The organism is Pseudodesulfovibrio nedwellii (assembly GCF_027923765.1).
GTDB classification, from domain to species: domain Bacteria; phylum Desulfobacterota; class Desulfovibrionia; order Desulfovibrionales; family Desulfovibrionaceae; genus Pseudodesulfovibrio; species Pseudodesulfovibrio nedwellii.
This window is the reverse complement of record NZ_AP026709.1, coordinates 3,213,666-3,239,403: the sequence shown is the minus strand read 5'-3', so window position 1 is coordinate 3,239,403 and position 25,738 is coordinate 3,213,666. Positions and strand designations below refer to the sequence as shown.

At 50.8% G+C, this 25,738-nt stretch carries 20 protein-coding genes and 1 pseudogene; 18 read left to right on the top strand and 3 right to left on the bottom strand.

From position 1 onward, the window contains the following. Window positions 1-154 precede the first annotated feature (154 nt). Window positions 155-2,179 carry a methyl-accepting chemotaxis protein gene (locus SYK_RS15085; RefSeq protein ID WP_281761098.1) on the bottom strand — a complete coding sequence of 675 codons (2,025 nt, stop codon included), beginning with the start codon at window positions 2,177-2,179 and terminating at the stop codon, window positions 155-157. Window positions 2,180-2,569: 390 nt separating this feature from the next. On the opposite strand from SYK_RS15085, the gene SYK_RS15080 reads away from it, so the two are divergent. The 18 genes and pseudogenes from SYK_RS15080 to SYK_RS14995 all read left to right on the top strand — a co-directional run bounded on the left by SYK_RS15080 (window position 2,570) and on the right by SYK_RS14995 (window position 21,144). Beyond that, entirely contained in the window at window positions 2,570-3,142 is a 573-nt protein-coding gene (locus tag SYK_RS15080; RefSeq protein ID WP_281761097.1) for a NapC/NirT family cytochrome c, read from the top strand. Window positions 3,143-3,155: 13 nt separating this feature from the next. Beyond that, on the top strand, window positions 3,156-4,541 hold the full coding sequence (locus SYK_RS15075) for a multiheme c-type cytochrome (RefSeq protein WP_281761096.1): 1,386 nt from the start codon (window positions 3,156-3,158) through the stop codon (window positions 4,539-4,541). A gap of 177 nt (window positions 4,542-4,718) precedes the next feature. Further along, window positions 4,719-5,711, top strand: coding sequence for a sensor histidine kinase (locus SYK_RS15070; protein WP_281761095.1), 993 nt, complete (start codon window positions 4,719-4,721; stop codon window positions 5,709-5,711). 185 nt (window positions 5,712-5,896) lie between these two features. Next, entirely contained in the window at window positions 5,897-8,242 is a 2,346-nt protein-coding gene (locus tag SYK_RS15065) for a diguanylate cyclase (protein ID WP_281761094.1), read from the top strand. Between the two features lie 97 nt (window positions 8,243-8,339). Then, complete coding sequence (locus SYK_RS15060) at window positions 8,340-8,792, top strand: hypothetical protein (RefSeq protein WP_281761093.1); 453 nt, start codon at window positions 8,340-8,342, stop codon at window positions 8,790-8,792. Window positions 8,793-8,804: 12 nt separating this feature from the next. Continuing rightward, a pseudogene (locus SYK_RS15055) lies at window positions 8,805-8,987 on the top strand (thioredoxin family protein); the annotation flags it as partial. 6 nt (window positions 8,988-8,993) lie between these two features. Then, window positions 8,994-10,028, top strand: coding sequence for an NAD(P)/FAD-dependent oxidoreductase (locus tag SYK_RS15050; protein WP_353618307.1), 1,035 nt, complete (start codon window positions 8,994-8,996; stop codon window positions 10,026-10,028). 98 nt (window positions 10,029-10,126) lie between these two features. Then, complete coding sequence (locus SYK_RS15045; protein WP_281761092.1) at window positions 10,127-10,900, top strand: LytR/AlgR family response regulator transcription factor; 774 nt, start codon at window positions 10,127-10,129, stop codon at window positions 10,898-10,900. A 21-nt stretch (window positions 10,901-10,921) separates the two neighbouring features. Next, window positions 10,922-12,640, top strand: coding sequence for a LytS/YhcK type 5TM receptor domain-containing protein (locus tag SYK_RS15040; protein WP_281761091.1), 1,719 nt, complete (start codon window positions 10,922-10,924; stop codon window positions 12,638-12,640). Between the two features lie 192 nt (window positions 12,641-12,832). Continuing rightward, a complete protein-coding gene (locus SYK_RS15035; protein ID WP_281761090.1) occupies window positions 12,833-14,569 on the top strand; it encodes a carbon starvation CstA family protein in 1,737 nt (578 codons plus the stop codon). Between the two features lie 56 nt (window positions 14,570-14,625). Then, the gene (locus tag SYK_RS15030; protein WP_281761089.1) at window positions 14,626-15,093 is read left to right on the top strand and encodes a hypothetical protein; all 468 of its coding nucleotides are present in this window, start codon (window positions 14,626-14,628) and stop codon (window positions 15,091-15,093) included. 7 nt (window positions 15,094-15,100) lie between these two features. Further along, on the top strand, window positions 15,101-15,391 hold the full coding sequence (locus SYK_RS15025) for a DUF7990 family protein (protein ID WP_281761088.1): 291 nt from the start codon (window positions 15,101-15,103) through the stop codon (window positions 15,389-15,391). Window positions 15,392-15,403: 12 nt separating this feature from the next. After that, complete coding sequence (locus SYK_RS15020; protein WP_281761087.1) at window positions 15,404-16,327, top strand: ArsA family ATPase; 924 nt, start codon at window positions 15,404-15,406, stop codon at window positions 16,325-16,327. 194 nt (window positions 16,328-16,521) lie between these two features. Then, a complete protein-coding gene (locus SYK_RS15015) occupies window positions 16,522-17,124 on the top strand; it encodes a TetR/AcrR family transcriptional regulator (protein ID WP_281761086.1) in 603 nt (200 codons plus the stop codon). Between the two features lie 42 nt (window positions 17,125-17,166). Next, the gene (locus SYK_RS15010) at window positions 17,167-18,174 is read left to right on the top strand and encodes a TRAP transporter substrate-binding protein (RefSeq protein WP_281761085.1); all 1,008 of its coding nucleotides are present in this window, start codon (window positions 17,167-17,169) and stop codon (window positions 18,172-18,174) included. Window positions 18,175-18,276: 102 nt separating this feature from the next. After that, the gene (locus SYK_RS15005) at window positions 18,277-19,275 is read left to right on the top strand and encodes a TRAP transporter substrate-binding protein (RefSeq protein WP_281761084.1); all 999 of its coding nucleotides are present in this window, start codon (window positions 18,277-18,279) and stop codon (window positions 19,273-19,275) included. A gap of 67 nt (window positions 19,276-19,342) precedes the next feature. After that, window positions 19,343-19,828 (top strand): TRAP transporter small permease, encoded by a 486-nt coding sequence (locus SYK_RS15000; protein ID WP_281761083.1) that lies wholly within the window; start codon window positions 19,343-19,345, stop codon window positions 19,826-19,828. Between the two features lie 2 nt (window positions 19,829-19,830). Beyond that, entirely contained in the window at window positions 19,831-21,144 is a 1,314-nt protein-coding gene (locus tag SYK_RS14995) for a TRAP transporter large permease (protein ID WP_281761082.1), read from the top strand. An 872-nt stretch (window positions 21,145-22,016) separates the two neighbouring features. Here SYK_RS14995 and SYK_RS14990 read toward each other — a convergent pair. Both SYK_RS14990 and SYK_RS14985 read right to left on the bottom strand, forming a co-directional pair. Beyond that, complete coding sequence (locus tag SYK_RS14990) at window positions 22,017-24,206, bottom strand: hybrid sensor histidine kinase/response regulator (protein WP_281761081.1); 2,190 nt, start codon at window positions 24,204-24,206, stop codon at window positions 22,017-22,019. A gap of 167 nt (window positions 24,207-24,373) precedes the next feature. Then, window positions 24,374-25,726: an SPOR domain-containing protein gene (locus SYK_RS14985; protein WP_281761080.1), complete on the bottom strand. Its 1,353-nt coding sequence runs from the start codon at window positions 25,724-25,726 to the stop codon at window positions 24,374-24,376. Between the last annotated feature and the right edge of the window lie 12 nt (window positions 25,727-25,738).

Genomic DNA, 25,738 nt, shown 5'->3' with positions numbered 1-25,738 from the left:
GCCTCACAAAATAACTGTCACTCCTCTCTCCTACCGAATAATTTATACTGTATGACAAGTCTTCAAAAAAGAAAACTTTCTGTCGCTGACCACAAAAAAAAGAAAAGGCCCCTACCGTAAGGTAGAAGCCTAATTCTTGACGTAATAGACACTATTAAAAACGCTCAAAATCCTCGTCATCCATGTTCATATCAACGCCTCGACTCGCAGAAACCTTTGGAGAAGTTTGTGGCAAGGCCTGAGGCTTGCGTGAAGCAGAAGCTACGGCCGTGGAACGGGGAGCTGCTCCACCGATTTGACCTATTTTAAAAAAGCCCATGGTCATCTGCATCTGTGTGGCCTGACCAGATAACTCCTCAGAAGTCGAGGCCATCTCCTCGGAAGCCGCGGCATTCTGCTGAATGATCTGATCCAACTGCTGAATAGCCGTGTTGATTTGACCAACTCCAGCATCCTGTTCATTGGATGCGGCGGTAATTTCTTGAACCAATTCAGCCGTTTTTTGAATATCAGGGACAATTTTCTGCAACATTTCACCAGCCCCTTCAGCCACCTGCACACTTGAGGACGAAAGTTCGCTAATTTCTGAGGCAGCAGTCCCGGATCGCTCGGCAAGCTTTCTAACTTCTGCGGCCACAACAGCAAAACCTTTACCATGTTCACCAGCTCGAGCTGCTTCAATCGCCGCGTTCAAAGCAAGCAGATTGGTCTGCCGGGCGATATCCTCAATAATGGAAATCTTTTCGGCAATATCCTTCATGGCCTGAACGGTCTGCAAGACAGCATCACCACCCTTCCGGGCATCCACAGCAGCTTGTTTCGATATCTTTTCCGTTTGTTGTGCATTGTCCGCGCTCTGACGAACATTGGCCCCCATCTCTTCCATGGAGGAAGACACCTCCTCAATGGAGGCAGCCTGCTCGGTAGCCCCCTGAGACAGACTCTGGGATGAAGAAGACATTTCTTCACTGCCTGAGGCTACATTATCAGAGGCTGATTGAACTTCCTGAACCACGCCCCGCAATTTATCGACCATTTCATTCAAGGCATTAGCCAGATCACCGATCTCATCCTTCTGAACAACATCAAGCTTTTCGGAAAAGTTGCCATTCGCCATTTCCTGAGCAAAAGTAACGCCCTTGAAAATCGGTCCGGTGATGCCACGCGTCAAAAGTATACCGAGGAACAAGGCTATGACGACACCCACAATCACTCCTACTACGGCCAACAATTTGGCAGATTCAGCTCCGGCTTCAGCTTCATGAACAGATCGGTCGGATTCTTCCAAATTGAATTTAACCAGCTTGTCCATCACATTCATGGTCTTTTCCTGACCAACAGCGGACTCACCCATAAGGACTTTGGTCATTTCATCGAAGGTGGTAACAGACAGTTGCGCTGATTCGCGAAGCTTATCGAAATACCCGAAAACGTCTTCAGCAGCCGGCATCATCTGCCCTTCATACGCTTCAAAAGCTTCACCATTTTGCCCTTGTCTGCTCGCTTCTTTGATTCTGGCGACAGCCTGATGGAAATGATCATGAGGCTTACGCACCTCTTTCAATATCTTGGCAATTTCAGGATTTGTTGTTGTATATGAAGCCAGCCATTGACCAAAACGACATTGAGCAGGGTCATCCCCTCCCTCAAACGAACTTCCGGCAGCAAGCAATTCACCGACCTTGGCAGCCAACTGGTAATGATCACTCGTAAATAACCATAGATTCTTCATGTACTGTTCAGGATTAAGAATATCGAGTGCCAATAACTTCTTTGATGTCTCAACCGCTTGATTGTTACTCTTAGACCACGCACCAACTTCGGCAAGAAACGCCTTACTCAACTGCTCCTCTTGAGGGGAGCGGTCCAGTGTGGAATAAACTTTGAAATTTTCACCATAGGCAGCCCGATTTGTGGCAAGTACTTCATACTGAGACTTCCGCATCGCCTCATCAAGCCCCGGAGACATCAAAGTACGCATACCTACCATCGCTGAATTCAAATGGGATTCCATCTGTAGAAGGGCTTCTACTTTCGGCATGCTTTTTTCACCAAGGGTAACGACATGTTCTTCCATAGAATCAAGCTCAACATACCCGATAACACCGACAACTAGAGTAATAAGAGCTGTCGCGATAAACCCACCAATCAATTTCACACTCAATTTAATATTCTTCATACCTCTCTCCCCATTTCCTTACATTAGGCCTGCACAGACTCTCCATTCATGGCATAGGTTGTAATTGTTACCTATTATAATGTCACAAAAGGACAACAACATGCTCTCACTATAAACGCCCTTCATGCACATGGAGACAAATGGACAAATAATTATTTTCCCCTGATTCAAAAACGGCCATTCATGTACAGAACTCGTTCTTTTTACGATGAGTGTTTTGTCAAAACATCCTGTTGTGAAATCAATGAGAAATCACATGAATCAATGTTCATGCGAAAAACACAAAAATGTAATGGCTTTTCCCTCTGAATTTGTTAGTTTGGTCGTATCCCTCTTTTCTGGACCGGGGGCATTTGGTCCTGAAAGGATGTACTGCAACCAGGAGGAGGTATGGAGCGAAAAACCAAGTCGATTCTGTTGGTTTTGTGCGGCATTCTGATCGCATTTCCGCTCTTCAGTATGACTTACTACACCATGGTCAGGACTTCGACCCCGGAGTTCTGCGGCTCTTGTCATGAAATCCGCCCGGCGGTCATGGCCTGGAAGACATCGACCCATGTCAACAATGAGCAAGGCTTCGTGGCCGACTGTATGGACTGCCACTTGCCTGCACCACAGGACACATACGATTTCTTCTTTGCCAAGACAGCTCACGGACTAAAAGACGTTTTCGCCCACTTTACGGGCGGAGCCGAAAGCTATGATCGAACCGTCATGAAGAAGCGCATCTGGTCAACAATGAAAAATGACCAATGCATGAAATGCCATCGCAACCTGCTGCACATGCCTGACAAGCGAGGGGCCATGCTGGCACATCGCAGGGTTCTCTATGCCAATGGAGGCGAAGAGTACCGCTGCACCGACTGCCATCGAGACCTCGTGCACAAAGACAGGCAATTCTACGACTACAAGCAGTTCGCCGCTCCTTACCGGGCGACAGGGCTGCCGAACTTGGGTATCTAAAGGAGGGTTTGGAATGCATAGACGACTGAGTCTCTTTCTCGCCATGATCATGGCGGTCATGCTCCTGTCCATTGCTGTGGCCGGGGCACAGAATTTCCCCAAAGTACGGGAATTCCGCATGGACCGAGCCATACCGCCTCAGGGCACAGCTTGCATCGAATGTCATAAACAGGAAACTCCCGGCATCTTTGCAGACTGGGCAATGAGCCGTCATGCATCGGCTGGGATTACCTGCCTGGACTGCCACCAGGCCGAACCCGGCGATCAGGACATCGCGGTAGACCATGAAAAATACTACTCCAAGGGTGATATGCCCATGGGTGAAAAACAGTATTTCGTCCCTATCGCCTCTCCCGTCACACCTAAAGACTGCTCTCGCTGTCATCCTGATGAAGCCAAACAATACGCCAAGAGCAAACACGCCAACACCATTGAGATCATGTGGAAGCTTGACCCATGGCTGAACAAAGGCATGAATTCCGACAACGAACGCAAGACAGGTTGTTACTACTGTCACGGCACCGTGCTCAAAATGAAGGACGGCAAACTCGATCCGACAACTTGGCCCAACGTAGGTGTCGGTCGCCTGAACCTCGATGGAAGCCTTGGTAGCTGTACCAGCTGTCATACTCGCCATCGTTTCTCGGTTATGGAAGCTCGCAAACCAGAAACCTGCGGCCAATGCCATCTCGGCCCAGACCATCCACAAATCGAAATCTACAACGAATCAAAACACGGCGACATCTATCAAGCCTTCAAGCACGAGTATAACTTTGACTCTGCTCCCGGCGCATGGACCCCCGGTGTGGATTACCGTGCTCCGACCTGTGCGTCCTGTCATATGTCAGGTGCAGGCAAACAGCCGACCACCCATGATGTGACTGAACGTCTCTCCTGGGAACTTCAAGCCCCGCTGACCGTTCGTCCGCAGGACTTCAAACCGTTCCCATCGGGAACCGATTGGAAAGTTGAACGCGACAAGATGAAAGACATCTGCAGGCAATGCCATGGTACGGCATGGATCGATGACCATTACGCCCAAACCGACAAGGCTGTTGAAGAATACAACGAAGCATACTTCAAACCAGCCAAGAAGGTCCTCGACGAATTGTACGAAAAGGGTCTGCTTGATAAGTCCAAGTTCTTCGATGAAGGGCTGGAAGTCGAGTACTACGAACTCTGGCATCATGAAGGCCGTCGTGCTCGCATGGGTTCTGCCATGATGGCCCCGGACTACGCATGGTGGCACGGATTCTATGAATGCAAACATCGCTACAACAAATTCATGGAAGAAGCGCGTCATCTAATCGAGACCAACACCAAGGCCTATAAGTATCCCGACTTCCCGAATACGGGCGGTGATACCACGAGACCTGTGGAGATCTTCGGCAAAAAGTAATCCGAATACACTCATAATCTAAAGAGAGGGCGCTATGTCGCCCTCTCTTTATTTTTGTGCCCTTTACAATATAATCACTCTGAGAGTGTTGACCTGACTAATAAATCCCGTACTATTTGATTAAAGAGTCAAAGAGGACGACACACCTTGCCGAAGTTTCCAAACAAGGACAGAATAATGACGACTATAGGGGCAGAACTCTTCACTCACTATGCCACCCCTCAACGAGACTCCCAAGAAACCATCCGTCATATTTCTGATAAACTTACGCAAGAACCAATGCTTTCCTGGTTTGATGCTGTTCCCATGGGCATGACCGTCATCAACAAACACAGGCAAATAGTACACTGCAACAAAGCATTCCAAAAACTCGCGCTCAAGCAGCGACGAGAAGATGTCATCGGCTTACGCCCCGGCGAGGCATTGAACTGTGTCAACTCACAATTGGTCAAAGCCGGTTGCGGTTGCTCGGAATTCTGCCACATATGCGGAGCCGCACAGGCAATCATCAAAAGTCTGGAAGGGACGAGCGACTGCAAGGAATGTCGTATGGTCCGTCTCGCTCATGGCTCTGAAGAACCACTGGACCTCCAAGTTTACACCAAGCCCATTGAGTTTGAGGGAAAGCCAATGACCTTGGCCTTTACCATCGATATAAGTCATGAACTCAAACTCCGTTACCTCAACCGTACATTTCATCACGGGCTTATCAACGGCGTAGGTGGTATCGCCACTCTCTCTGAGCTGATAGAAGCCGACCCTCAAGACTCAGGTCTGTTTCAACTACTCATAGAATCCTCACAACGAACACTCAGGGACGTCCTCTATTCCAGAGATGTAGCCGCAGCCGAAGAAGGAAAACTGGAACCGGATTTTGAGACTTTCGCGGCAGAACCTTTTTTCAATAAAATAATAGCCAAAGAATGTGCTCTCAGGAACATGCAGGACAATGGTGTCGACATTCTCATTAAAACCAAAACGCTCACAAGCGATAAACGACTGCTAGGGCACGTCATTCGCAATATGTTGTCCAATGCATTGGAGGCGAGTGAAGGCTCCCCGGATACAATCACCCTGGAATGCAATTATCTGGATGACGGAAGGCCTTCCATCTCAATGACTAACTCTGGAGAGATCCCTTCCATTATCCGCGAGCAGATGTTCAAATGATACATTTCCACAAAATCCCGAGACAGAGGATTGGGAAACTATGTCACAAAACTACTCACTGAAAAATATCTTCAAGGAGAGGTGCATTTCGTATCCGGTGATGGAAAGACATCGTTCACCATACTCCTTCCTGTGTCCCAAAAGATATAGCCCGACGCACACCAACAGCTCAACCGGACGTATGTATGGCCAATAAGAATTTACAACAAAAATATGATGCTGCCCAAGAGCGTGTCGCCGAACTGGAAAAACATCTGGGACTCATGAAGAATGAATTGGACGGCACTATTCATCGGCTGATTTTTGAAAAGACGCCCGGTGGCATGGCCGTTATTTCCCTGACGGGCGACATCATCGCATGCAACAGCGAAGCCGCCATGATAATGGGATGTACGCCCTCCGATCTTCAAGGAAGTGATACAGGTTCCTTCTATAACAACCCGGCAGACAGAGAGCACCTGAGAAGCCGTATCAAAAATGATCAGCCCATCAGAGACCATCATCTTTCGCTCACCCGTATGGACGGAAGTACTATATGGGTCAGTGTCAATGCTCGACCGATTGAATACAATGGAAAACCAGCGGCACTAGCTTCTTTTTTCGACATAACGGAACACCGCCGGGCTCTTAAGGAAATTGAACTTGCCGAGATCCGCTTTGAAGCACTGTACACCATTTCCGAGATGACCAATCGGTCTGAAAAAGAAATCCTCAATTTTGCACTGGAAGCGATCACCAAAGTGTCCGCAAGTGACATCGGGTACATCTATTTCCTGAATCGCGGCGAGACAGAGCTGACACTCCATGCATGGTCAACATCCGTCATGAAGCAATGTGCAATCGAACGGAATCTGCAGGGGCAGTCCGTGGACGGGGTTGGCATGTGGGCTGATGCAGTCAGACAGCGCAAGGCTGTCATCGTCAACGATTATCAAAATCATCCTGAAAAAAAAGGATACCCTGAAGGACATATATACATACGGAACCACGCAAATGTCCCAATATTTGATGATGACCGCATCGTCATGCTTGCCGGGGTCGGCAACAAGGACTCTGACTATGAAGAGGAAGACATCCGTCAGGTGCAACTCGTCATGGACGGAATCTGGGGTATCATCCAACGCCATAGGTCTAACGCGGAGCTCCAAGCGGCTCACGAAGAACTGGAAGAAAAGGTCAAACGGCGTACAGCCAAACTGGAAGAGGTCAATCAGGAACTCGCAATCCTGAACATCAATCTCGTCAAAAAAGACAGGGAGCGGGAACAGGCAAAGACAGCCTTGATTCGCTATGAACGCATCGTCGCGACCACACCCGACCTCATCTCCCTTGTTGATCGCAATGGCGTGTATAAGATCGTCAATAATTCATATCTGAAAATGTTCAAAAAAGAACGGAAAGATATCATCGGCAAAAGCATCAAGGAGTTAGTCGGCCCTGAAGTTTATGAACAAGTATCCAAAGCCAATATGGACAAAGCATTAGCAGGAGAAACTGCTCGGGTAGAATCCTGGCTCGATTTACCGGCAGCAGGCAAACGATACATGGCCGTGACCTATCACCCGGTGTCCATGGACGGAAATAAAATCGACTACATTTCCGTCGAAGCCCGCGACATGACAGATCTCAAATCCAACGAAGAGGCTCTCCGGGTTGTAGCCGACAGACTGGCTTTGGCCACAAATGCCGGCAACATCGGCATCTGGGAATGGGACCTCGCCACTGATGACCTGCATTGGGACCAAAAGATGAAGGAATTATACAACGTCGGCCCTGATGAATTCAGCGGGATGTACGAAGCGTGGAAATCGCGTGTTCATCCCGAGGATCTCGTAGAAGTAGAACGTCAACTCGCCACTTGCATAGAACAGAAGGGGCATATCGACTTTGAATTCAGAATAATTCACCCCGACAACAGTATCCATGTCATCCAAACTGCTGGCCTTATCCAAACCGATAGTCAGGGTATTCCTCAGCGCATGATCGGGGTAAACAGAGATATCACCAAACAGCGCCAAATGGAAAACGAATTGCGCAGACTGGCCTCTACAGACCCACTGACCGAAGCGCACAACCGACGTTATTTCATGGAACGCCTGACTGCTGAGTTCGAACGATGCAAACGGTACAATACCTCAATGGTCCTGCTCTCCTTGGATATCGATCATTTTAAAAGGATCAACGACACCTACGGGCACCCGGCAGGCGATGAGATCCTAAAGGCTTTGGTAACCCTGTGTAAAATCACTTTGCGTACCACGGATGTCTTCGGCAGAGTTGGTGGAGAAGAATTCATGGCCGCCCTGACTCAAACAAACATCGTTGCCGGAGAAAAGACCGCTGAAAGACTCCGTCAACTTATCGAGCAGGAAAGTGTAAAGACACATGGCCATTCCATCTCTTACACCATCAGCATCGGAATAACGGAAATTCACGAAAAAGATGAAACTATCGAAACGTTACTCAAGCGAGCCGATGATGCCCTCTACAAAGCCAAAAACAGTGGCCGAAATCGATGCGTAGTGATTTGACAAATCCGATTCTTATACCAACTTGACTCGTGCACCCAGCTCACATATTTTTATAAATAGAGGAATTTCATCCAGCACAGACAATACGAGGTGATCCATGGCTCCCCTGTTCAAAGACGATACAAAGGACGACTGGTTCCTGCCTGCCGATGTTCGCAAGCAATTGACCGAAACCTTCAAGACGCTCCAAGGCTCTGTGTCACTGGAAGTTTTCACCCAGCCCGGTGTCAATGATGAATTCTCTGACTACACAGCCAAATTCTGCTGGGATCTTGCTCGACTGACCGACAAGATATTGGTGACCGGTTATGAAATTGATTCCGACCGCGCCAAAGAACTGGAAGTGACAGCCTCGCCCACCTTGTGCGTCAATCCCGACGATTACCATATCCGCTTTCTGGGTGCGCCTATCGGTGAAGAAGGAAAATCCTTCATCACTGCCATCATGCTCGTCTCGCTGGGCAAGAGCGGACTGTCTGACATGTCCACTCCCCTCCTTGAACAACTCAAAGACGAACGATTGGTTCAAGTTTTTGTCGCGCCAACCTGACCATACTGTCCCGGACAGGTCATGTCCGCTATCAAATGCGCAATCGCAAAACCCGGCCAAATCAAGGCCGAATGTATCGAAATGAGTGAAAACCCTGAATTAACGGAACGCTACGGCGTCGGTTCTGTTCCACATACCATCTTCAATGAGGGAGCCCATGATGTCATGGGGCTCTTACCCGAAGAACGATTTGTTGTGGAAATGGTTTATCTCAAATCCGCAGAGGACATGCTCGCCGAAGGCAGTCTTCCCGGCATGGAAGAAGGCAAAACGCCCTCCGGCTACGGAACCATTGAACCCGGCGAAGTCGACCTCGTCATCGTTGGGGCAGGCCCCGCGGGATTGACCGCAGGCATCTACGCGGTCCGGGCAGGTCTCAAGGCCGTAGTACTGGAAAAGCATATCGTCGGCGGTCAGGTGGCATTGACACCGATTGTCGAAAATTATCCGGGATTTGTTTCTGTTCCCGGTAAACAACTCATGGACATCATGAGCGAACATGCTCGCGAATATCTCCCTGTACATGAAGGAGAAAGCGTCGACGCCATTCAAATGGGTAATATGAAAGAAGGCGAAACCATCATCGTAACGACCAGTCGAGGTGTCTATTCCGCCAAGGCCCTCATTCTGACGACCGGCGCGACATACCGCAAACTCGGTGCTGTAGGTGAGGACACGTATTTCGGTCGCGGCATCAATTATTGCGCTTCCTGTGACGGGTATCTCTACAAAGGGAAGTCAGTGGCCATCATCGGAGGCGGCAACACAGCCTTGACCGATGCCCTGCATCTCAAAAACCTCGGGGTCAACGTCAGCATCATCCATCGAGGCGACACCTTCCGTGCACAGAAACCTCTTCAGGATTCCGTAAACCACGAACAAATTCCCATTCTCTGGAATACCATTGTTGAAGAAATCGAAGGTGACGGGCGACGGGTAAACAACCTCAAGATTCGGAACCTCATGACCCGCGCCGTGACGGACATGCCGGTGGACGGTGCATTCGTCGCTATCGGTCAGGAAGCCTCTACCGGGCTGGCAAAATCGCTTGGCGTGAAACTCAAGGAAGATGGCTTCGTCAAAGTCGAATCTGATATGCGCACCAATCTGCCACGTGTCTATGCCGCCGGAGACCTGACGGGAGGCCTGCAACAAATCGTCACGGCCATCGGCGAAGGGTCCATCGCGGCCATGTCAGCTTTTGAAGATATAAGTCACCCGTACTGGAAAAAATGACCAATACCGCCAACAAAAGGCGGAATTGACAGGGAGGCATGGGCTGGAATAGGGTTTTCACCGTTAAAAATGAAAACTTCAGGATCATTGTTGCCGCCATGCAAATACGTACTCTGATAGTCGACGACGAGGCCCCGGCCCGCAACGAGTTAGCCTACCTGCTGGCCAGCTTTCCCGATCTCGACATTCAGGAAGCGCAAACCGCTGGCGAGGCTCTGACAGCCATCCGCAACGAATCACCGGACCTCGTATTCATGGATATTCAGATGCCGGGTCAGGATGGATTCGACGTACTACGCGAAGCCCGATACCTACCAAATCCTCCCCTGTTCATTTTCGTGACCGCCTACGACCAATACGCGGTCCGGGCCTTTGAAAAAAATGCCGTGGATTATCTCCTCAAACCGGTTTCATCCAAACGACTCAAAAAAAGCGTGGAACGAGTCCGCGAAATACTCGACAAACAGGACAAAACAAACGATCCCCAACCGGAGTTGGGTGACCTGCTCAAAACGGTTTCCAGCGACCGGCCTCTACCTCGCTTCACGGTGGAACGAAATGGTCGCATTCAATTCATCGACTTTAGAGACATCGTCTACTTTGAATTGCAGGACCGCAAAATCATGGTTAACACGCTTGACGAGAGCCTCCTTTGCCACGCCCTGACATCCCTTGACGAAGTAGAAGACCGGGTTGCTTCACAACCTTTTCTGCGCATCAACCGCAGCACCGTGGTCAACCTGAACCACGTCCGCGAATTCACCCCGTGGACCAGCGGTAAGTACTGCCTTATCCTTGACGACGACGGCTCCACTGAAGTCACCTTGACCCGAGGCCGCGTCAAAGAATTCAAGAAACGACTCGGCTTATAAGCCGCTGACCTCCGGGACATCATGTTTGAACACATTCTCGATCTTCTGGTCACACTGATTGGCCGATTCGGTGCCATGATGGCCATCGGCCTGTTCGTGCTGACGCTGTCTCCGCTGGGCAAACTCGGCGTAAATCGCCGCCCTGAAAAGAAATACAGAATCTTGTTAGCTGTGCTGTTTGGCATGCTTGGCATCATGGGCACCTACAGCGGCGACATTGTCTTTGATTCGTACGCCAACTTGCGCGGTGTCTATGTCATCACTGGCGGACTGCTCGGCGGCCCCCTTGTAGGCTTTGGAGCAGGTCTTATCGCTGGCGGCCATCGATTGCTTATCGATATCGGCGGGTTCAGCTCCCTCCCCTGTGGGCTGGCGACCTTCCTTGAAGGTATCATAGCTGGCTATGTTTCCATTCACCTCAAGGGTAACAATCTCAACTGGCGAGCCGCACTCTTTGTTGGTTTGGGGGGTGAAACCATGCACCAGTTGATGGTTTTGACCATGGCCAAACCTTTTGATCAAGCCGTAGATCTGGTCAAAGTCATCGCATTGCCAATGATCGCGGTGAACACGTTCGGCGCGGTGTTGTTCGTGCAGACCCTGCACCTGCTTTTTGAATACCGGAGCAAACGCGATTCCAGCCGCATCAGTCAGATTATGGCCATCGCCAACAAGACCGTGGCCCACCTTCGATCCGGTCTGGATGAAGCCTCTGCACTGGAAACCGCCCGAATCATCTGGGAACGCGTCCCTGTCGCCGCCGTTGACATCGCCAGCAACACCAAAGTCCTGACGCATCTGGGAATTGGCGACGACCACCATCTCCCCGGCGAACCTTTACGAACCACAGCCACCAAGAAAGTCCTCCTGTCAGGAAAACCAGCCTTTCTTCGTTCCAAAGAGGCCATTGGATGTGATGATCCGAACTGTCCGCTTACATCGGCCGTCATCGTCCCCATGCGTAAAGGCAACCGCATCGTAGGGTGTCTTAAATTCTACGGAACCGACGGTATCCCGTTGCACACCACCCATTTTGAACTGGCTAAAGGCCTTGCAGGACTCTTCTCAACACAGCTTGAATTACAGGATATCCAGACAAAAAATCAATTGCTCGCCAAAGCGGAAATTCGACGTTTGCAGACCCAGATCAACCCGCATTTCCTGTTCAATGCCCTGAATACTATCGGCGCATTCTGTCGTACCAAACCGGAACGGGCACGCTCGCTCCTATCCGAACTGGCAATGTATATGCGCCGCAATCTCGATGCGGGAGACGGCTTCGCGCCCATCGGTTCAGAACTGGAACAGGTCCGTTCCTATCTGGAAATCGAACAGGCCCGATTCGGTGACCGAGTAAAAAGTGAATGGAATCTGGACGACGGCGTGGAAAACATCGAAGTTCCGACCCTGATTATCCAACCTCTGGTAGAAAACAGCGTCAAACACGGCATTCTGGGCCGCGATGACGGCGGGACCATTCGCATCCGCATCGGACGGGACAACAATTTGGTACATGTCCACATCGAAGATGACGGTGTCGGCATGAACGAAGCCACGCTTTGGAGCGTCCTGAACAGCGAAAACGAATTCTCCGGGGAAGACCACATTGGCGTGCGCAATTGCAACCAGCGACTGGAGCAGATTTACGGCCCGTCACATATGCTCTCCATCATTAGTCATCCCGGCAAAGGGACCCGCGTCTCCTTCACCATTCCTCACGTCGAGACTGCCCCAGCCTGATCACCAAAGCACCTCAGGCGTTCATTTTGACCATTCACGCTTGAAAAGTGCAATTACCATCCACACTCAGGACAGCCCTTCTTCTCCTATAGTATCTGAACCCCATTGTCATAATGGGGGCGTGTTTCAACGCGCCAAATCCCGGACTGGGGGGTTCGGGAAACAGCTCAACAGATTCACAAGGAGAGGTTTATGGATGCCATGCTCATGATGCTGGTGGCCTTTGGCGGATACATCATAATGTATCGCCTGTATGGTCGCTACATCGGAAAGAAAATTTTCGCTCTGTCGGGTGCCAATCCGGTACCTTCCGTAGAAATGGAAGATGGGGTCGACTACGTCCCAACCAAAAAAGAAATCATCTTCGGCCACCACTTCACATCCATCGCAGGCACCGGTCCCATTGTCGGCCCAGCCATCGCGGTCATCTGGGGCTGGGTCCCGGCCATGATCTGGATTTTTGTCGGTTCCATCATGATGGGTGCAGTGCATGACTTCGGCGCACTGATCCTGTCCATGCGTAACCAGGGCAAATCCGTTTCCGAAATCACTGCTAAATACATCAACCCGCGCACCAAGTTGTTCTTCTTCATCGTCGTATTCCTTGACCTGCTCATCATCACAGCCATTTTCGGTCTGGTCATCGCGGTTATCTTCAACATGTTCCCGGCATCAGTCCTGCCTGTATGGTTGGAAGTGCCCATCGCCATGGTGCTCGGTTACATCATTTACAAACGCGGCGGCAACGCCATGACTTGGTCAATCATCGCTTTGATTGCCATGTATATCACTGTTGTCATTGGCGTGTACGCTCCAATAAAAATGCCAATGATCGGCAGCATGCCGCCTACCGGCACATGGACCATCCTGCTGCTCATCTATGCCTTCATCGCATCCACGCTGCCTGTAACCACGCTGCTGCAGCCGCGTGACTTCATCAACTCTCACCAGCTCATCGTGGCTCTGGCCCTGATGGTTGTCGGCGTATTTGCCGCGACCTTCTCAGGTTCCCAGCTTCACATCATTGCCCCAGCTATCCAAGCCTCCCCTGAAGGTGCTCCGCCCATGCTGCCCTTCCTGTTCATCACCATTGCCTGCGGTGCCATCTCCGGTTTCCATTCTCTGGTTTCATCAGGCACCACAGCTAAACAGGTCTCCAATGAAGAAGACGCCCTGTTCGTCGGCTATGGTTCCATGCTGACAGAAGCCACTTTGTCCACACTGGTCATCGTGGCCGTGGCAGCAGGCATCGGTCTCGGTTACAACACCGCCGATGGTGCGACTCTGACAGGCATCGACGCATGGTCATCCCATTACTCCTCCTGGGCAGCAGCCAAGGGATTGGGTTCCAAGGTTGCAGCCTTTGTTTACGGCGCAGCCAACATGATCGAAGCAGCCGGCATTCCCCACAGCGTCGCCCTGGCCGTCATGGGTGTATTCGTGGCCTCTTTTGCGGGTACCACCATGGACACCGCCACCCGTATCGAGCGCTATGCTCTGACGGAACTGTTCAGCGGCACGCCCATCAAGATCTTCAACAACAAGTACGTGGCCACCGCCGTGGCCGTATTCCTGGCCGGTTGTCTGGCATTCTCGTCCGGTGGTAACGGCAAGGGCGCTCTGGCTCTGTGGCCCCTGTTCGGTTGCATCAACCAGATTCTGGCCGCACTCGTACTGACTACGGTCACTGTGTACCTCAAGGGTCGTGGAGGCCTGAGCTGGCTCATCTCCGGTATTCCCGCCGTATTCCTCGGCGTAATGACCGTATGGGCTATCCTCATCAACCAGGGCATGTACATGGACAAAGGCAGCATTCTGTTGCAGTCCCTGAACCTGCTCGTGCTGGTAGTCTCCATCTGGGTCGTTGGCGAAGGACTGATCAAGTTCTTCAAGACCGACGCTTCCACCCCGACTACTGACACGCCGTAAAAAAACAAACCTCCCTGGCCGGACACACGTTCGGCCAGGGTTCATGAGGATTTACAATGGCTTACGCACCGGATTTCACTCCCCTGCGAAAAACACTTTTTCGCCGTTACCTGACGATGCTTGTTCCTGCACTCATCATCTTCGGTATTTGGGCTGTCTGCCGACAGGTCGGACTGACCCCACAAATGCCTAACGGTACAGCGGCGATCATCGGTCCCATCATCTTCATCGCGGCAATCATTCTGGCCGTAGCACTTCCCCTGCTCTACAGAGTCCGTTTCGTCCGCTCGGTCGAAGGACAAAAAAACGTCGAGGCTGCGTGCTTCCGCACTTTTCAGTTGAACCTCATGACCATTGCGCTGGCAGCACCCTTTGCCGCAGCCATCGGCTATATAACAGGAGTCACCATCTTCCATTTCGCTGGAGCATTTCTGGCTTCATTGTACGCCGTATATTATTATTTCCCGTCAGAAAAACGAATTACGCAGGAAATGCGTCTGTTCCGTGTAACCAGTGACGCATAAAAAAAACATGAAGAGCCACTGCAAAAAAGCCATTGAGGCCATAAAAAAGGCCTACCGCTTCGCGGATGAAGTACACCGCTGCAAGGCCACGGAACGGCTTGAATGGGAAACACGTGAACTGGAAAATATTTTCAGTTTGCTCACCCTTGGCGCATTTGTGGGCATGCAGGCACCACCCATGCATATCTCACTGGAACTCCTGCCGGAAATGGAACAGGAACTAACCATCATGACCAATCGCGTATGCACGGCCAACGACCCGCTGGCCGATCTCTTTTCCATGTTTGACGCCTTTTAGCCGGAGCCACCAATGTCGAATCAGCATTATTATTTCCACGCAGGCAAGGGCGGCGTAGGCAAATCCACCACCTCTTCCCTGTCCGCCCTGCATCTGGCCCGCACCGGTAAGAAAGTCCTGCTGGTTTCACTTGATCCCGCCCATAATCAGGCTGACATCTTCGACACCAAATTTACAGGCAAACCAATAAAAATCGCACCAAACCTGCGTGTTGCACAGGCCGACATCGACAAATGGATCAAACAATATCTCAAAGGTATAGAAGACCAAATTCGGGCCAATTACGCGTACCAGACGGCCTTTAATCTCGAAAAGCACCTCAATGTGGTTAAACATTCCCCCGGCATTGAAGAATACGCGCTTCTGCTCGCCTTCCAGCATTATCGCAAGACATTCACGGACACGGATGTCATTGTATTCGACATGCCTCCAACTGCTTTGACCACCAAATTTTTCAATCTGCCATCCCTGTCGCTGGTCTGGCTGGAACAACTTCTGGCCCTGCGATGCGAGATCCTGGAAAAGAAAAAAATCATCACCAAAATCCAACTCGGCACTAAGGAAATCGAGTGTGACAAAATCACAACCAAACTCGACCAACAACAAAAACACTTCACTGAATTACGTAATGTCTTTCAAGACTCGTCGCGTTGCTCGATTAATCTCGTGGTCAATCCGGACCGTCTTTCCTTTGCCGAGGCCGAACGCATTGACACCACCCTTGAGGAAATGGGCATGGGCCTGTCCCACATCATCATGAACAAAGTTGTTGAAAACAGTGAATGGGACACCTCATCACCACTCATGAAGCGACACGATGTCTGTCCGATTCCGCTTTCACCGACGCAACTCATCGGCCAACCCGCGCTTGACACCTATCTTGTCGATCACGACCAAAGCTTCGACTTTCTGAACAAGGAAGCGCACGAGTGTTGATGGCCTACGTAAAAATTACCCCAACTTGTTCGTAATTTCCTGACCAAACGCCACTCCCGTCTTGACACTTAAAAACACGCATGCTAGCTGTTTTTCACGAAAAGTGACCAATGGTCACTTTTCGACCAAAGGTCACAATTTGACCGAAAGTCACTTTTTATCGTCAATAATATCGACAAACAAACGATACGGACATGGCAAAAAAACAGCAGGAAAAATCTCAACAGACCATGCAGGAGCTGATGGACTCAGCCATTGAACTGTTCGGATCCAAAGGGTTCGCATCAACCTCTGTGGCAGAGATTACCGACAATGCGGGATATGCCAAGGGGAGCTTTTACCGTCACTGGAATTCCAAGGACGAACTGTTTCTGCAGATCGTGGAACGGAAATTCAAACAATACCGCGCCACCCGCCATGGCAAGGTGCGCGAAGCAAAAAACCTCGAACAGGCCATGAATATCATCTGGGATTTTTTGGAAACCATCATCCGTGACAAGGACTGGTCAGCCATTTTCTTGGAATTCACGGTCTACTCCGCGACCAACGAGCCTGTGCGCAAACTCATGAATAAATCCGACTACCGGCTCTCCAACAAGGTCTTCGCCGATTTGGTACGTGACCATGTGGAGACCGATTTCCCACCGGAAAAACTCGGCGCACTCAACACAGCCCTTTTCGAAGGATATCTTATTCACCATGCACTCGGCGCAGAAGAACTTTCCCTTGAAGATATCCGGGAAAACGCCATTGCCATGGCCTTGAGAAACGGAACCAGACAGGGACACCTCGGGTAGTCGTTCCTGTTCAAATATCATTTTATACAAACGAGACACATCATGAAAAAACTGCTGACTCTGACCGCTCTCTTTCTGTTGACCTTCGGGCTGGCCTCCATGGCCTGCGCCGAAACCGTCCGGTTGAGCTACTCCAACTTCTTCCCGCCCACCCATGTCCAGTCCAAGCTGGCCGAACAATGGTGCAAGGAAGTTGAAGCCCGCACCAACGGCGCGGTCGTCATCGACTACTATCCCGGCGGCACTCTCTCCAAAGCCAAGCAGTGTTACGACGGCACCGTTGAAGGCATCTCCGACATCGGTATGTCCGTACTGGCATACTCCCGCGGCCGCTTCCCGGTCATGGCTGCCGTGGACCTACCGCTCGGCTACGAGACCGGCACACAGGCCACGGCCATCGCCAACGCAGTGTACACTCAGTTCACTCCCCGAGAATTCCGTGATGTGCAGCCCATGTATTTCCATGCCCATGGTCCGGGCCTGCTCTTCACCACCGAAAAGACCGTTGCCACGCTGGATGACATCAAAGGTGAAAAAATCCGTTCCACCGGCAACTCGGCCAAACTGGTCAAAGCCCTTGGCGGAAGCCCTGTGGCTCAGCCCATGCCCACAGCATACCAGTCCCTGCAAAAAGGCGTTGTCGATGGTTCCATGAACCCCATTGAGTCCAACAAGGGCTGGAAACTCGCTGAAGTGGTCAAACATTGCACTGTGTCCATTCCCGTGGCCTACACCACTACCTTCTTCGTGGTCATGAACAAATACAAATGGTCCGAACTCGATCCCACGACCCAAAAAATCATTCAGGAGATCAATGCTGAATGGTCCCTCAAACACGGTCAGGCCTGGGATGATGCTGATGCCGCAGGCAAAGCGTTCTTCACTGAAAAAGGCGGCGTGTTCACGGAACTCGACACAGCCGAAGCGGCCAAGTGGGTCGCAGCAGCCAAACCTGTCATCGACGGCTATATCGACTCCAAGCAAGGCAAAAAAGTCCATGGCGATGCCGTCGTCGAATTCATCCAGACCGAAATGACAAAAAGTCCATAGGGGGCTTCAGGCCTGCGTGTCATATGGCGTGACCGCAGGCTCATTATACAAAGGTGGGGCGAAAGCCCTTCCTCGGAACCGAGCAAATTCCCGGAGGAAACAATGAAAAAACTGCTGACAACATTCATGGCCGTAGCTGTGCTGTGCGTTGCCCTGCCGACCATAGGTCAGGCCGAAACAAAGTTGACCTACTCCAATTTCTTCCCGACCACTAACCATCAATCGAAACTGGCTGAAGCGTGGTGTCTGGAAGTGGAGAAAAGGACCAACGGCAAAGTGGTTATCGAATATTACCCCGGCGGCACCCTGACCAAAGCCAAACAATGCTACGATGGCGTCGTGGAAGGCATGTCCGATGTCGGGTTATCCTGTCTCGCCTACTCACGCGGTCGCTTCCCGGTCATGGCAGCCGTTGATCTTCCTCTGGGATACACCTCCGCAGCACAGGCCACTGCCACGGCCAATGCTGTCTATAAGAAATTCAACCCAGCCGAACTCAGTGACGTGGAAGTCATGTACTTCAACGGCCACGGCCCCGGTCTGCTGTTCACGGTCCAAAAACCAGTCAAAACACTGGCCGACATCAAGGGCGAAAAGATTCGCGCCACCGGCAACTCCGCCAAGCTGGTCAAGGCTCTGGGCGGTACGCCTGTGGCTAAACCCATGCCCGAAAACTACCAACTCCTGCAAAAAGGCGTTGTTGACGGAAGCATGCACCCCATCGAGTCCAATAAATCTTTCAAGCTCGGCGAAGTCTGCAAGTACGGCACGGACTCATTCAGCGTGGCCTACACCACAGTGTTCTTCATTGTTATGAACAAAGACAAGTGGACGGCCATTGATACCGAATCCCAGCAGATCATTCGCAAAATCAACGAGGAATGGGCGGTCAAGCACGCGACAGCTTGGGATGAAGCAGACGCAGCCGGACGCCAGTTCTTCATGGATAAGGGTGGCGAAATCATGGAGCTATCCGTCGAAGAATCCGAGGCATGGGTCATAGCAGCCAAGCCTGTTCTCGACGGCTATGTCGCCGAAACAACGAAGAAAGGTCTTGATGGCAAGACCATCCTGGAATTTACCCAATCAACACTGAAATAGTCATTACCACGACAGAGCGGTCCTCAAGGCCGCTCTGTCGTGCGCTTTCGACGCAAAGGACTATGAAATGGAAGAAGCACGAGGGCCGCTCGGCCTGACAGAAAAGATCATGCGGACCATCGCCGCGATCTGTCTGGCAGGCATGGCTGTCATGACAGGAACAGACGTGTTCCTGCGCGGCGCATTCAACACCCCAATTTTCGGGTGCGAGGAAATTGTCTCCATACTCGGCGTCATTGCCGTGGGATTCGCCCTGCCATATACGCATTATCAAAAGAGCCACATCGGGGTTGAAATCCTGATCCGTCGCTTTTCCAAAAAAATTCGTGATCGCGTCAAATTCATCACCACTCTCGCCACGTTGGCCTTGGTATCCATCATCTCCTGGCGCATGTTCATGTATGCCGGGACTCTGGCTGAATCGGGCGAAGTTTCCATGAATCTGGAACTGCCCGAATACTACGTGGTCTACGTCCTGTCCTTCGGCTTCTTTATCTACGCCCTCTGTCTGGCCGCAGACGTTCTCTCATTTTTCAAGAAGAGCGAGGGATAATTATGGATCCGACCACTGCCGGAATCATCGGCATCATCGTCATGGTATTCCTGTTCATGACCCGTATGCCCGTCGCTTTTGTCATGATGCTCGTAGGTTTTATCGGGTTCTCGCTCCTCACCTCGTGGAAAGGCGGCCTGAACCTCATGAGCCGTAATGTGTACGACGCATTCGCGTCCTATGAACTCTCGACTATCCCGCTCTTCATCCTCATGGGCCAAATAGCCTTTAACTGCGGTATTTCGAAACGACTGTACGACACCGCATACAGATTCCTCGGCAACACTCGTGGCGGCCTCGCCATGGCCACGGTCTCGGCCTGCACCGCATTCGGCGCAGTCTGCGGTTCAAGTCCGGCTACAGCAGCCACCATGTCCACTGTCGGCATCCCCGAGATGAAACGTTATGGGTACGCCAACTCTCTGGCGACCGCATCCGTAGCGTCCGGTGGCGGACTGGGCATGATTATGCCGCCTTCTGTCGTGCTTATCATCTATGGTGTCCTGACCGAACAATCTATCGGCGCATTGTTCGTGTCCGGCATTTTACCGGCCATTTTACTCACGGCACTGTTTGTGGTCGGCATTTACCTTCAGTGTAAAATCAACCCGGACCTCGGCCCCAAGGGTACCCCCTTCACTTGGAGCGAAAAGTTCAAGTCACTTCTCAATCTCATTGATACCTTGCTCATCTTCGCGCTGGTTATCGGCGGCTTGTTCTGGGGGCTTTTCACGCCCACCGAGGCCGCATCCATCGGAGTTATCGGCGTACTCGCGCTGGCTGTCATCAAACGTCAGCTTTCATGGAAGGCATTCGTCAATTCACTCAATGAAACACTACGGACCTCTTGCATGGTACTGGTCCTCATCGCGGGGGCTGTCGTATTCGGCAAATTCCTTGCTGTTACACGCATCCCGTTTGACATCGCCAACTGGGTGTCTGCATTCGACATGCCGCCGTTCGCCATTATGGGAGCGATCATTCTGATCTACTTCATCGGTGGGTGTTTCATGGACTCACTCGCGTTGATCATGCTAACCATCCCGGTGTTTTTCCCGGTGGTCACTGAAATGGGATATGACCCTATCTGGTTCGGCATCATTATAGTGCTTGTCACCGAGATGGGGGTTATCACGCCGCCTGTAGGGATTAATGTGTATGTCGTGTATGGAATGTGTCAGAAGATCGCGCCATCCGTCACACTGGAAGAAATATTCAAAGGAATTCTACCTTTCATGGCGGCTATTATTCTCGGCATCGCCTTGTTGTTCATCTTCCCGCAGATTATTCTGTTCCTGCCGGGGTTGATGTATTAAATACTGACGGCGGTTTAATGAAAAAAGGAAAGCCAGTGAGATTACTCACTGGCTTTTTTGATGGGCGTTGCGTGTATCCGCAATGAAAATGCCGTGAAGAAGAGAGGGGCTTATCTTTTTGGAGGGCGTTGCGTGCATCCGCAGTGAAAGTGCAAACGGTATTGTTTCAAAGGTTTCGCCTTTACGGCGACCTGCTTTTTTTGAGGCGAAAAAAAGGAGGCAAAAAACGCCTTTTCGATGTGAGCCTGATAGCGAACCTAAGAGCCTGTACGCGGCTTTACTGCCCGACAGGATTGTCTGTGGTACAGACTCGGTCGGGCTACGTTTCGCCGCGCTGGACAGGCTCTAAGGTTCGCTATCAATTGTTCGTCGTTGTAAGGTAGTTTCGGTGTAGGTGAACGTTTTTGATTTTAGGCTCTTCGTTATCCATAAAGGGCCTTGGGGTGCTCCAACACCCCAACACCGCTCTCCCTCCGAAGACAATTTCTTTTTTCTTCCTCCCAGCCAGACGAAGACGGGACCCAGCCCTTGATCGGCGGCTTAGAAGCTGACCAATCGAAGAAGGCGGCTCTAATCAGGGGATAAGGAAACTTATCTTAAACTGAGGGATTACGGGAGAGGCAGGGCTTATACTTTTAATCAGGTGGAGCCGACTCGATTGGATCAGATTCTTACCGCCAATCATGGGGGCGGCCAAGCTCGTGAGCCGAGTTTTTTGGTTCTTTTTGGGGCGGCTCAGCCAAAAAGATCCGCCGCCCGCGCAGGGCATGGAAAACGTTGGGTGCTCCAGCACCCCAACAATGACTCTCGCCGAAGGCTCATATTTCAAATAAAAAGGCCGCTTCCAAAGCGGCCCTTCCTTATTTCTGTCTTTATTCTTTCGCCAACAAACGACTAATCGCCGCCATAAGGTCATGCTTCAATATCGGCTTCATAATGAAATCCCCAATCCCCACATCCCGCAACCGATCATACGAAACAGCATCTGAAAAACCTGTACACAAAATAATAGGAATATTCGGCCGCAACTTAAGCACTTCCCGAGCAAACTCCATACCTGTCATATTCGGCATGGTTTGATCGGTTATCACTAAATCAAAGTCGTTTGCTTTATACTTAAAGGCCTCCAAAGCCTCAATACTCGATGTACGAGTAACAACTTCAAAACCACAAGACTCAAGCATCTCCCGCCCGATATCAACTAGCGGCTTCTCGTCATCCACAAACAAAATACGCCCCTCGCGAAACACGAGATCAGCAGGAGTATCAACGTCCGTACGACCAATTTCAGAATTCTTAGGCAGAAAGACATGAAAAGTGGCACCATGGCCCGGCCTATTTTCCAATTCAAGGTATCCATCATGTCGTTTAACAATGCCATGCACCATGGCCAACCCCATTCCAGTCCCTTCGCCCTGCTTCTTGGTAGTAAAGAAAGGATCAAAGACCCGATCAATCACAGCCGGATCAATCCCAGGCCCAGTATCAGCCACAGTCAATCGTAAAAAACGCTCCGGTTTACCCAAATCTTCCGGCGGCACGACTTCATCTGCGCCTGAAACATCTGCCATGGTAACGGTCAACGTCCCACCAGTCCCTTGCATGGCAAAAGCTGCATTACCGCACAGATTAAGCATAATCTGATGTATCTGCGTCGGGTCCGCCATAACATTATCCTGAGCAGCCTCCATACGAGAAATAATCTCAACATTGGTAGGAACCGAGGAACGAAGAAGCTTGAGGGCTTCCTTGATAAGCGGCGCAAGCATCATGGCGTGACGCTCCTGCGGACCTTGACGAGAAAAATTAAGAATCTGAGTAACAAGGTCTCTGGCACGCCTGCCTGCGCGAGAAACTTCCTTGATTCGCCTATCCAGACCGGACTCCGGTTCGGCACTTGATTCAATAATCTCCGCGTAGCCAAGAATCACGCCAAGAATATTGTTAAAATCATGTGCAATACCACCTGCCAATGTCCCGAGAGCTTCCATCTTCTGCGATTGACGAAGCTGTTCTTCCAATCGCTTCGGCTCGGAAATATCGAAGATATACCCCCTGTACTCCAGAGTGTTCCCCTCAGCATCCAAAACCGTATCGCAACTGACAAGAAGGTGTCTTCGCAAAACGCCATGACGGAAAACAACTTCATGATTGGAGAGTCTCCCCAGCCCTGCAAGCAAATCACGTAAGGACTCCGAAGCCCCCACGCGCTCCCACACGTTGAAGATATTCGTACCATGCGCATCCTGCGGTGAAGTAAAATCAAAGAGGTCTGCAAATGCGACATTACAATCAAGAATCAAACCATCACTATCTGCGGCAAAGTTACCAGTAATGTCTTTCTCAAACAGCAAACGGTATCGCTTTTCACTGGCTTGCAATTGCCGGAGCACGGCGGCACGTTTAGAAATATCCAATCTCAACCGGCGGTTGGCCGCATTCAATTCCGAGGTCCTGGCCTCAACTTTTACAGCCAACGTCTCATTCAGATCACGCAACCGATTTTCCACGTCCCACTTGGAACACAGAGACATGGCAATCTGTTTGAGCTCCGGCGAACGAAAAGGTTTTTGAACAAAAAGCAATTTCTCTGGCGGAGGGACACGCCTATTAATTTCCTTCAAAGGAATATGATGCTTGGCCGACAACAGAACTATCTCTAAATTAGGGTCCATGGCACGGATATGGGCAGCCAGGTCCAGGCCAGCCAAACAATCTTCTTCTACTGACAAATGGATATCAATAAGGGCAATGGTAAAAGGCTCTCCCCGCTCCTGAGCATGCATCATAGCGGTCAGCCCTTCTCTGGGGGTGGAAGCCTGCTCGACATCAAACACGGGCTTGATCGCTTCCGCGTCTATCTCTTCGCGTGACGGGAGTTGGACATCATCACTGAACAAGGCTTCCAACGCCGATGGCTCCTCGCTTTCATAGCAAAGGACATCGCGGTAAAGCGTGAGCATGGATTCGTCGTGATCCACGGCGAGAACGCGAAAACGGGTAGTATTCTCTGTTGCCAAGTCGTATCTCCCCAATTGGCTCAGGTCCCTGATTGATGCCATATTTCTAAAAGGAATATAGTGAAATCCGCTTGAAAAAGAAAGGTTACGATTAAAAGGATACACCCCGGACCGGTCAGGATACTCCTGCCCGACCGGGGTGCTGTGTATTTCACTTTTTTTCACGGTTATCACATCATATCCGATCTCATTTACACAATTCTTTCTTCTTACAAATGTGATCCATCCGGCTTGGGAGTAACCCTTTCAAATACAGGTGCTCTTTTGAGATTCAGAATGGCAAGTACGTCAGACCGTTCATTTTTGGCGTCTTTGATGGAAGCGAAATTACCCACCAAAACACGATACCATATGCCCTTTTCACCGAGGTCCACTTGGTTAATCCAAGTGTCGAACCCCTGCTTGCGCAGCGTCGCACAGTGTTCAAAAGCACTGGTGTCATCACGCCAGGAACTAACATGCAGGCCGTATGACGCACTTCGTATATCGTTAACCCCGGCACTCGTCTCCTCCAGTGATACATTCTGAATATCAGTGGTAGGAAGTGGCGAGCCTGCGGACGCGGGAGATGCCGCAGGCCCGCCGGGGAGCTGCTTCGTGTCGGGGAAAGACTGACGAAGCAGCGGGTTCGGGGTGGAACCGCTTAATTGTGTCTTGGTGCCATTCTTCTGAAAACGAGCCGCGAGGCGGGCACGCTTCAGGTTGTCGGCAGCCTTGACGTAATATGTGGGAGAAAGCTCAAGAGCCATCTCGAAATAAGGAACAGCCTTACCCGGCTCATTATCGGTCAAAAGAACATACCCAAGGTTATTGTAAGCCTTGGCCTCTCCACCTGCATACTTGAAGGATTCCAAAGCTTCATCCAGTCGCCCGAGGCGGGTCAATGCCAACCCGAGATTGTTATAGGTACGCACCGAAACACCACCGGACTTCAAGGCCAGACGGAAAGACTCGATTGCCTGCCCATACTGTTTGCGAGCGATATGAACCACACCAAGATTGTTGTAAATTTCATCGGTCCCATTGCCCTGATGCAGTTCAAGAGCGCGGGCAAAATATTTGGCAGCCATGTCATACTCTGCGTCCCGATCCATAAGAATGCCCAGATAGTTATGCGCCTTCCAAAGCATAGGATTAAGTTTCACGGCTTTTTCCAGATAGGTCTGAGCTTCGTCAAACAACCCGGCACGGAAGTAGACACCGCCAGCAGCCTCATTAGCAATGGCATGGTCGCTGTTTCGTTCCAATACGTTGTTAAACTCGGCCAAAGCCTGCTCATCCAATCCTTCCGTCACCAACATGTGGCCTCGCTTCACGCGAACGTCGAGATTGTTCTCGTCCAATTCGATGGCCTTGTTGTAATGCATGAGTGCCATTTCCGGCTTGGCACGACGGATATATCCATCGCCCACCTGCTCATGTTGTTCGCTGGACAACTTGACCGAACTTTCCTCGCCGTAAGCCAGTTCGTCAAAAGTCATGTCGTCTTGGGACTTGACCGCGCAACCGGAAAATATCAATCCGGCAATAAGTGTCATGGCAATGATAGTGATCTTATACATAGGAATTCTCCT

Coding starts and splice junctions, on each gene's coding strand:
- SYK_RS15000 (WP_281761083.1), top strand. CDS start 19,343: ATGGAAGAAGCACGAGGGCCGCTCGGCCTGACAGAAAAGATCATGCGG.
- SYK_RS15050 (WP_353618307.1), top strand. CDS start 8,994: ATGGTTTATCTCAAATCCGCAGAGGACATGCTCGCCGAAGGCAGTCTT.
- SYK_RS15030 (WP_281761089.1), top strand. CDS start 14,626: ATGGCTTACGCACCGGATTTCACTCCCCTGCGAAAAACACTTTTTCGC.
- SYK_RS15085 (WP_281761098.1), bottom strand. CDS start 2,179: ATGAAGAATATTAAATTGAGTGTGAAATTGATTGGTGGGTTTATCGCG.
- SYK_RS15025 (WP_281761088.1), top strand. CDS start 15,101: ATGAAGAGCCACTGCAAAAAAGCCATTGAGGCCATAAAAAAGGCCTAC.
- SYK_RS15070 (WP_281761095.1), top strand. CDS start 4,719: ATGACGACTATAGGGGCAGAACTCTTCACTCACTATGCCACCCCTCAA.
- SYK_RS15065 (WP_281761094.1), top strand. CDS start 5,897: ATGGCCAATAAGAATTTACAACAAAAATATGATGCTGCCCAAGAGCGT.
- SYK_RS15035 (WP_281761090.1), top strand. CDS start 12,833: ATGGATGCCATGCTCATGATGCTGGTGGCCTTTGGCGGATACATCATA.
- SYK_RS15080 (WP_281761097.1), top strand. CDS start 2,570: ATGGAGCGAAAAACCAAGTCGATTCTGTTGGTTTTGTGCGGCATTCTG.
- SYK_RS14985 (WP_281761080.1), bottom strand. CDS start 25,726: ATGTATAAGATCACTATCATTGCCATGACACTTATTGCCGGATTGATA.
- SYK_RS14995 (WP_281761082.1), top strand. CDS start 19,831: ATGGATCCGACCACTGCCGGAATCATCGGCATCATCGTCATGGTATTC.
- SYK_RS15075 (WP_281761096.1), top strand. CDS start 3,156: ATGCATAGACGACTGAGTCTCTTTCTCGCCATGATCATGGCGGTCATG.
- SYK_RS15060 (WP_281761093.1), top strand. CDS start 8,340: ATGGCTCCCCTGTTCAAAGACGATACAAAGGACGACTGGTTCCTGCCT.
- SYK_RS15015 (WP_281761086.1), top strand. CDS start 16,522: ATGGCAAAAAAACAGCAGGAAAAATCTCAACAGACCATGCAGGAGCTG.
- SYK_RS15040 (WP_281761091.1), top strand. CDS start 10,922: ATGTTTGAACACATTCTCGATCTTCTGGTCACACTGATTGGCCGATTC.
- SYK_RS15010 (WP_281761085.1), top strand. CDS start 17,167: ATGAAAAAACTGCTGACTCTGACCGCTCTCTTTCTGTTGACCTTCGGG.
- SYK_RS15020 (WP_281761087.1), top strand. CDS start 15,404: ATGTCGAATCAGCATTATTATTTCCACGCAGGCAAGGGCGGCGTAGGC.
- SYK_RS15045 (WP_281761092.1), top strand. CDS start 10,127: ATGCAAATACGTACTCTGATAGTCGACGACGAGGCCCCGGCCCGCAAC.
- SYK_RS15005 (WP_281761084.1), top strand. CDS start 18,277: ATGAAAAAACTGCTGACAACATTCATGGCCGTAGCTGTGCTGTGCGTT.
- SYK_RS14990 (WP_281761081.1), bottom strand. CDS start 24,206: ATGGCATCAATCAGGGACCTGAGCCAATTGGGGAGATACGACTTGGCA.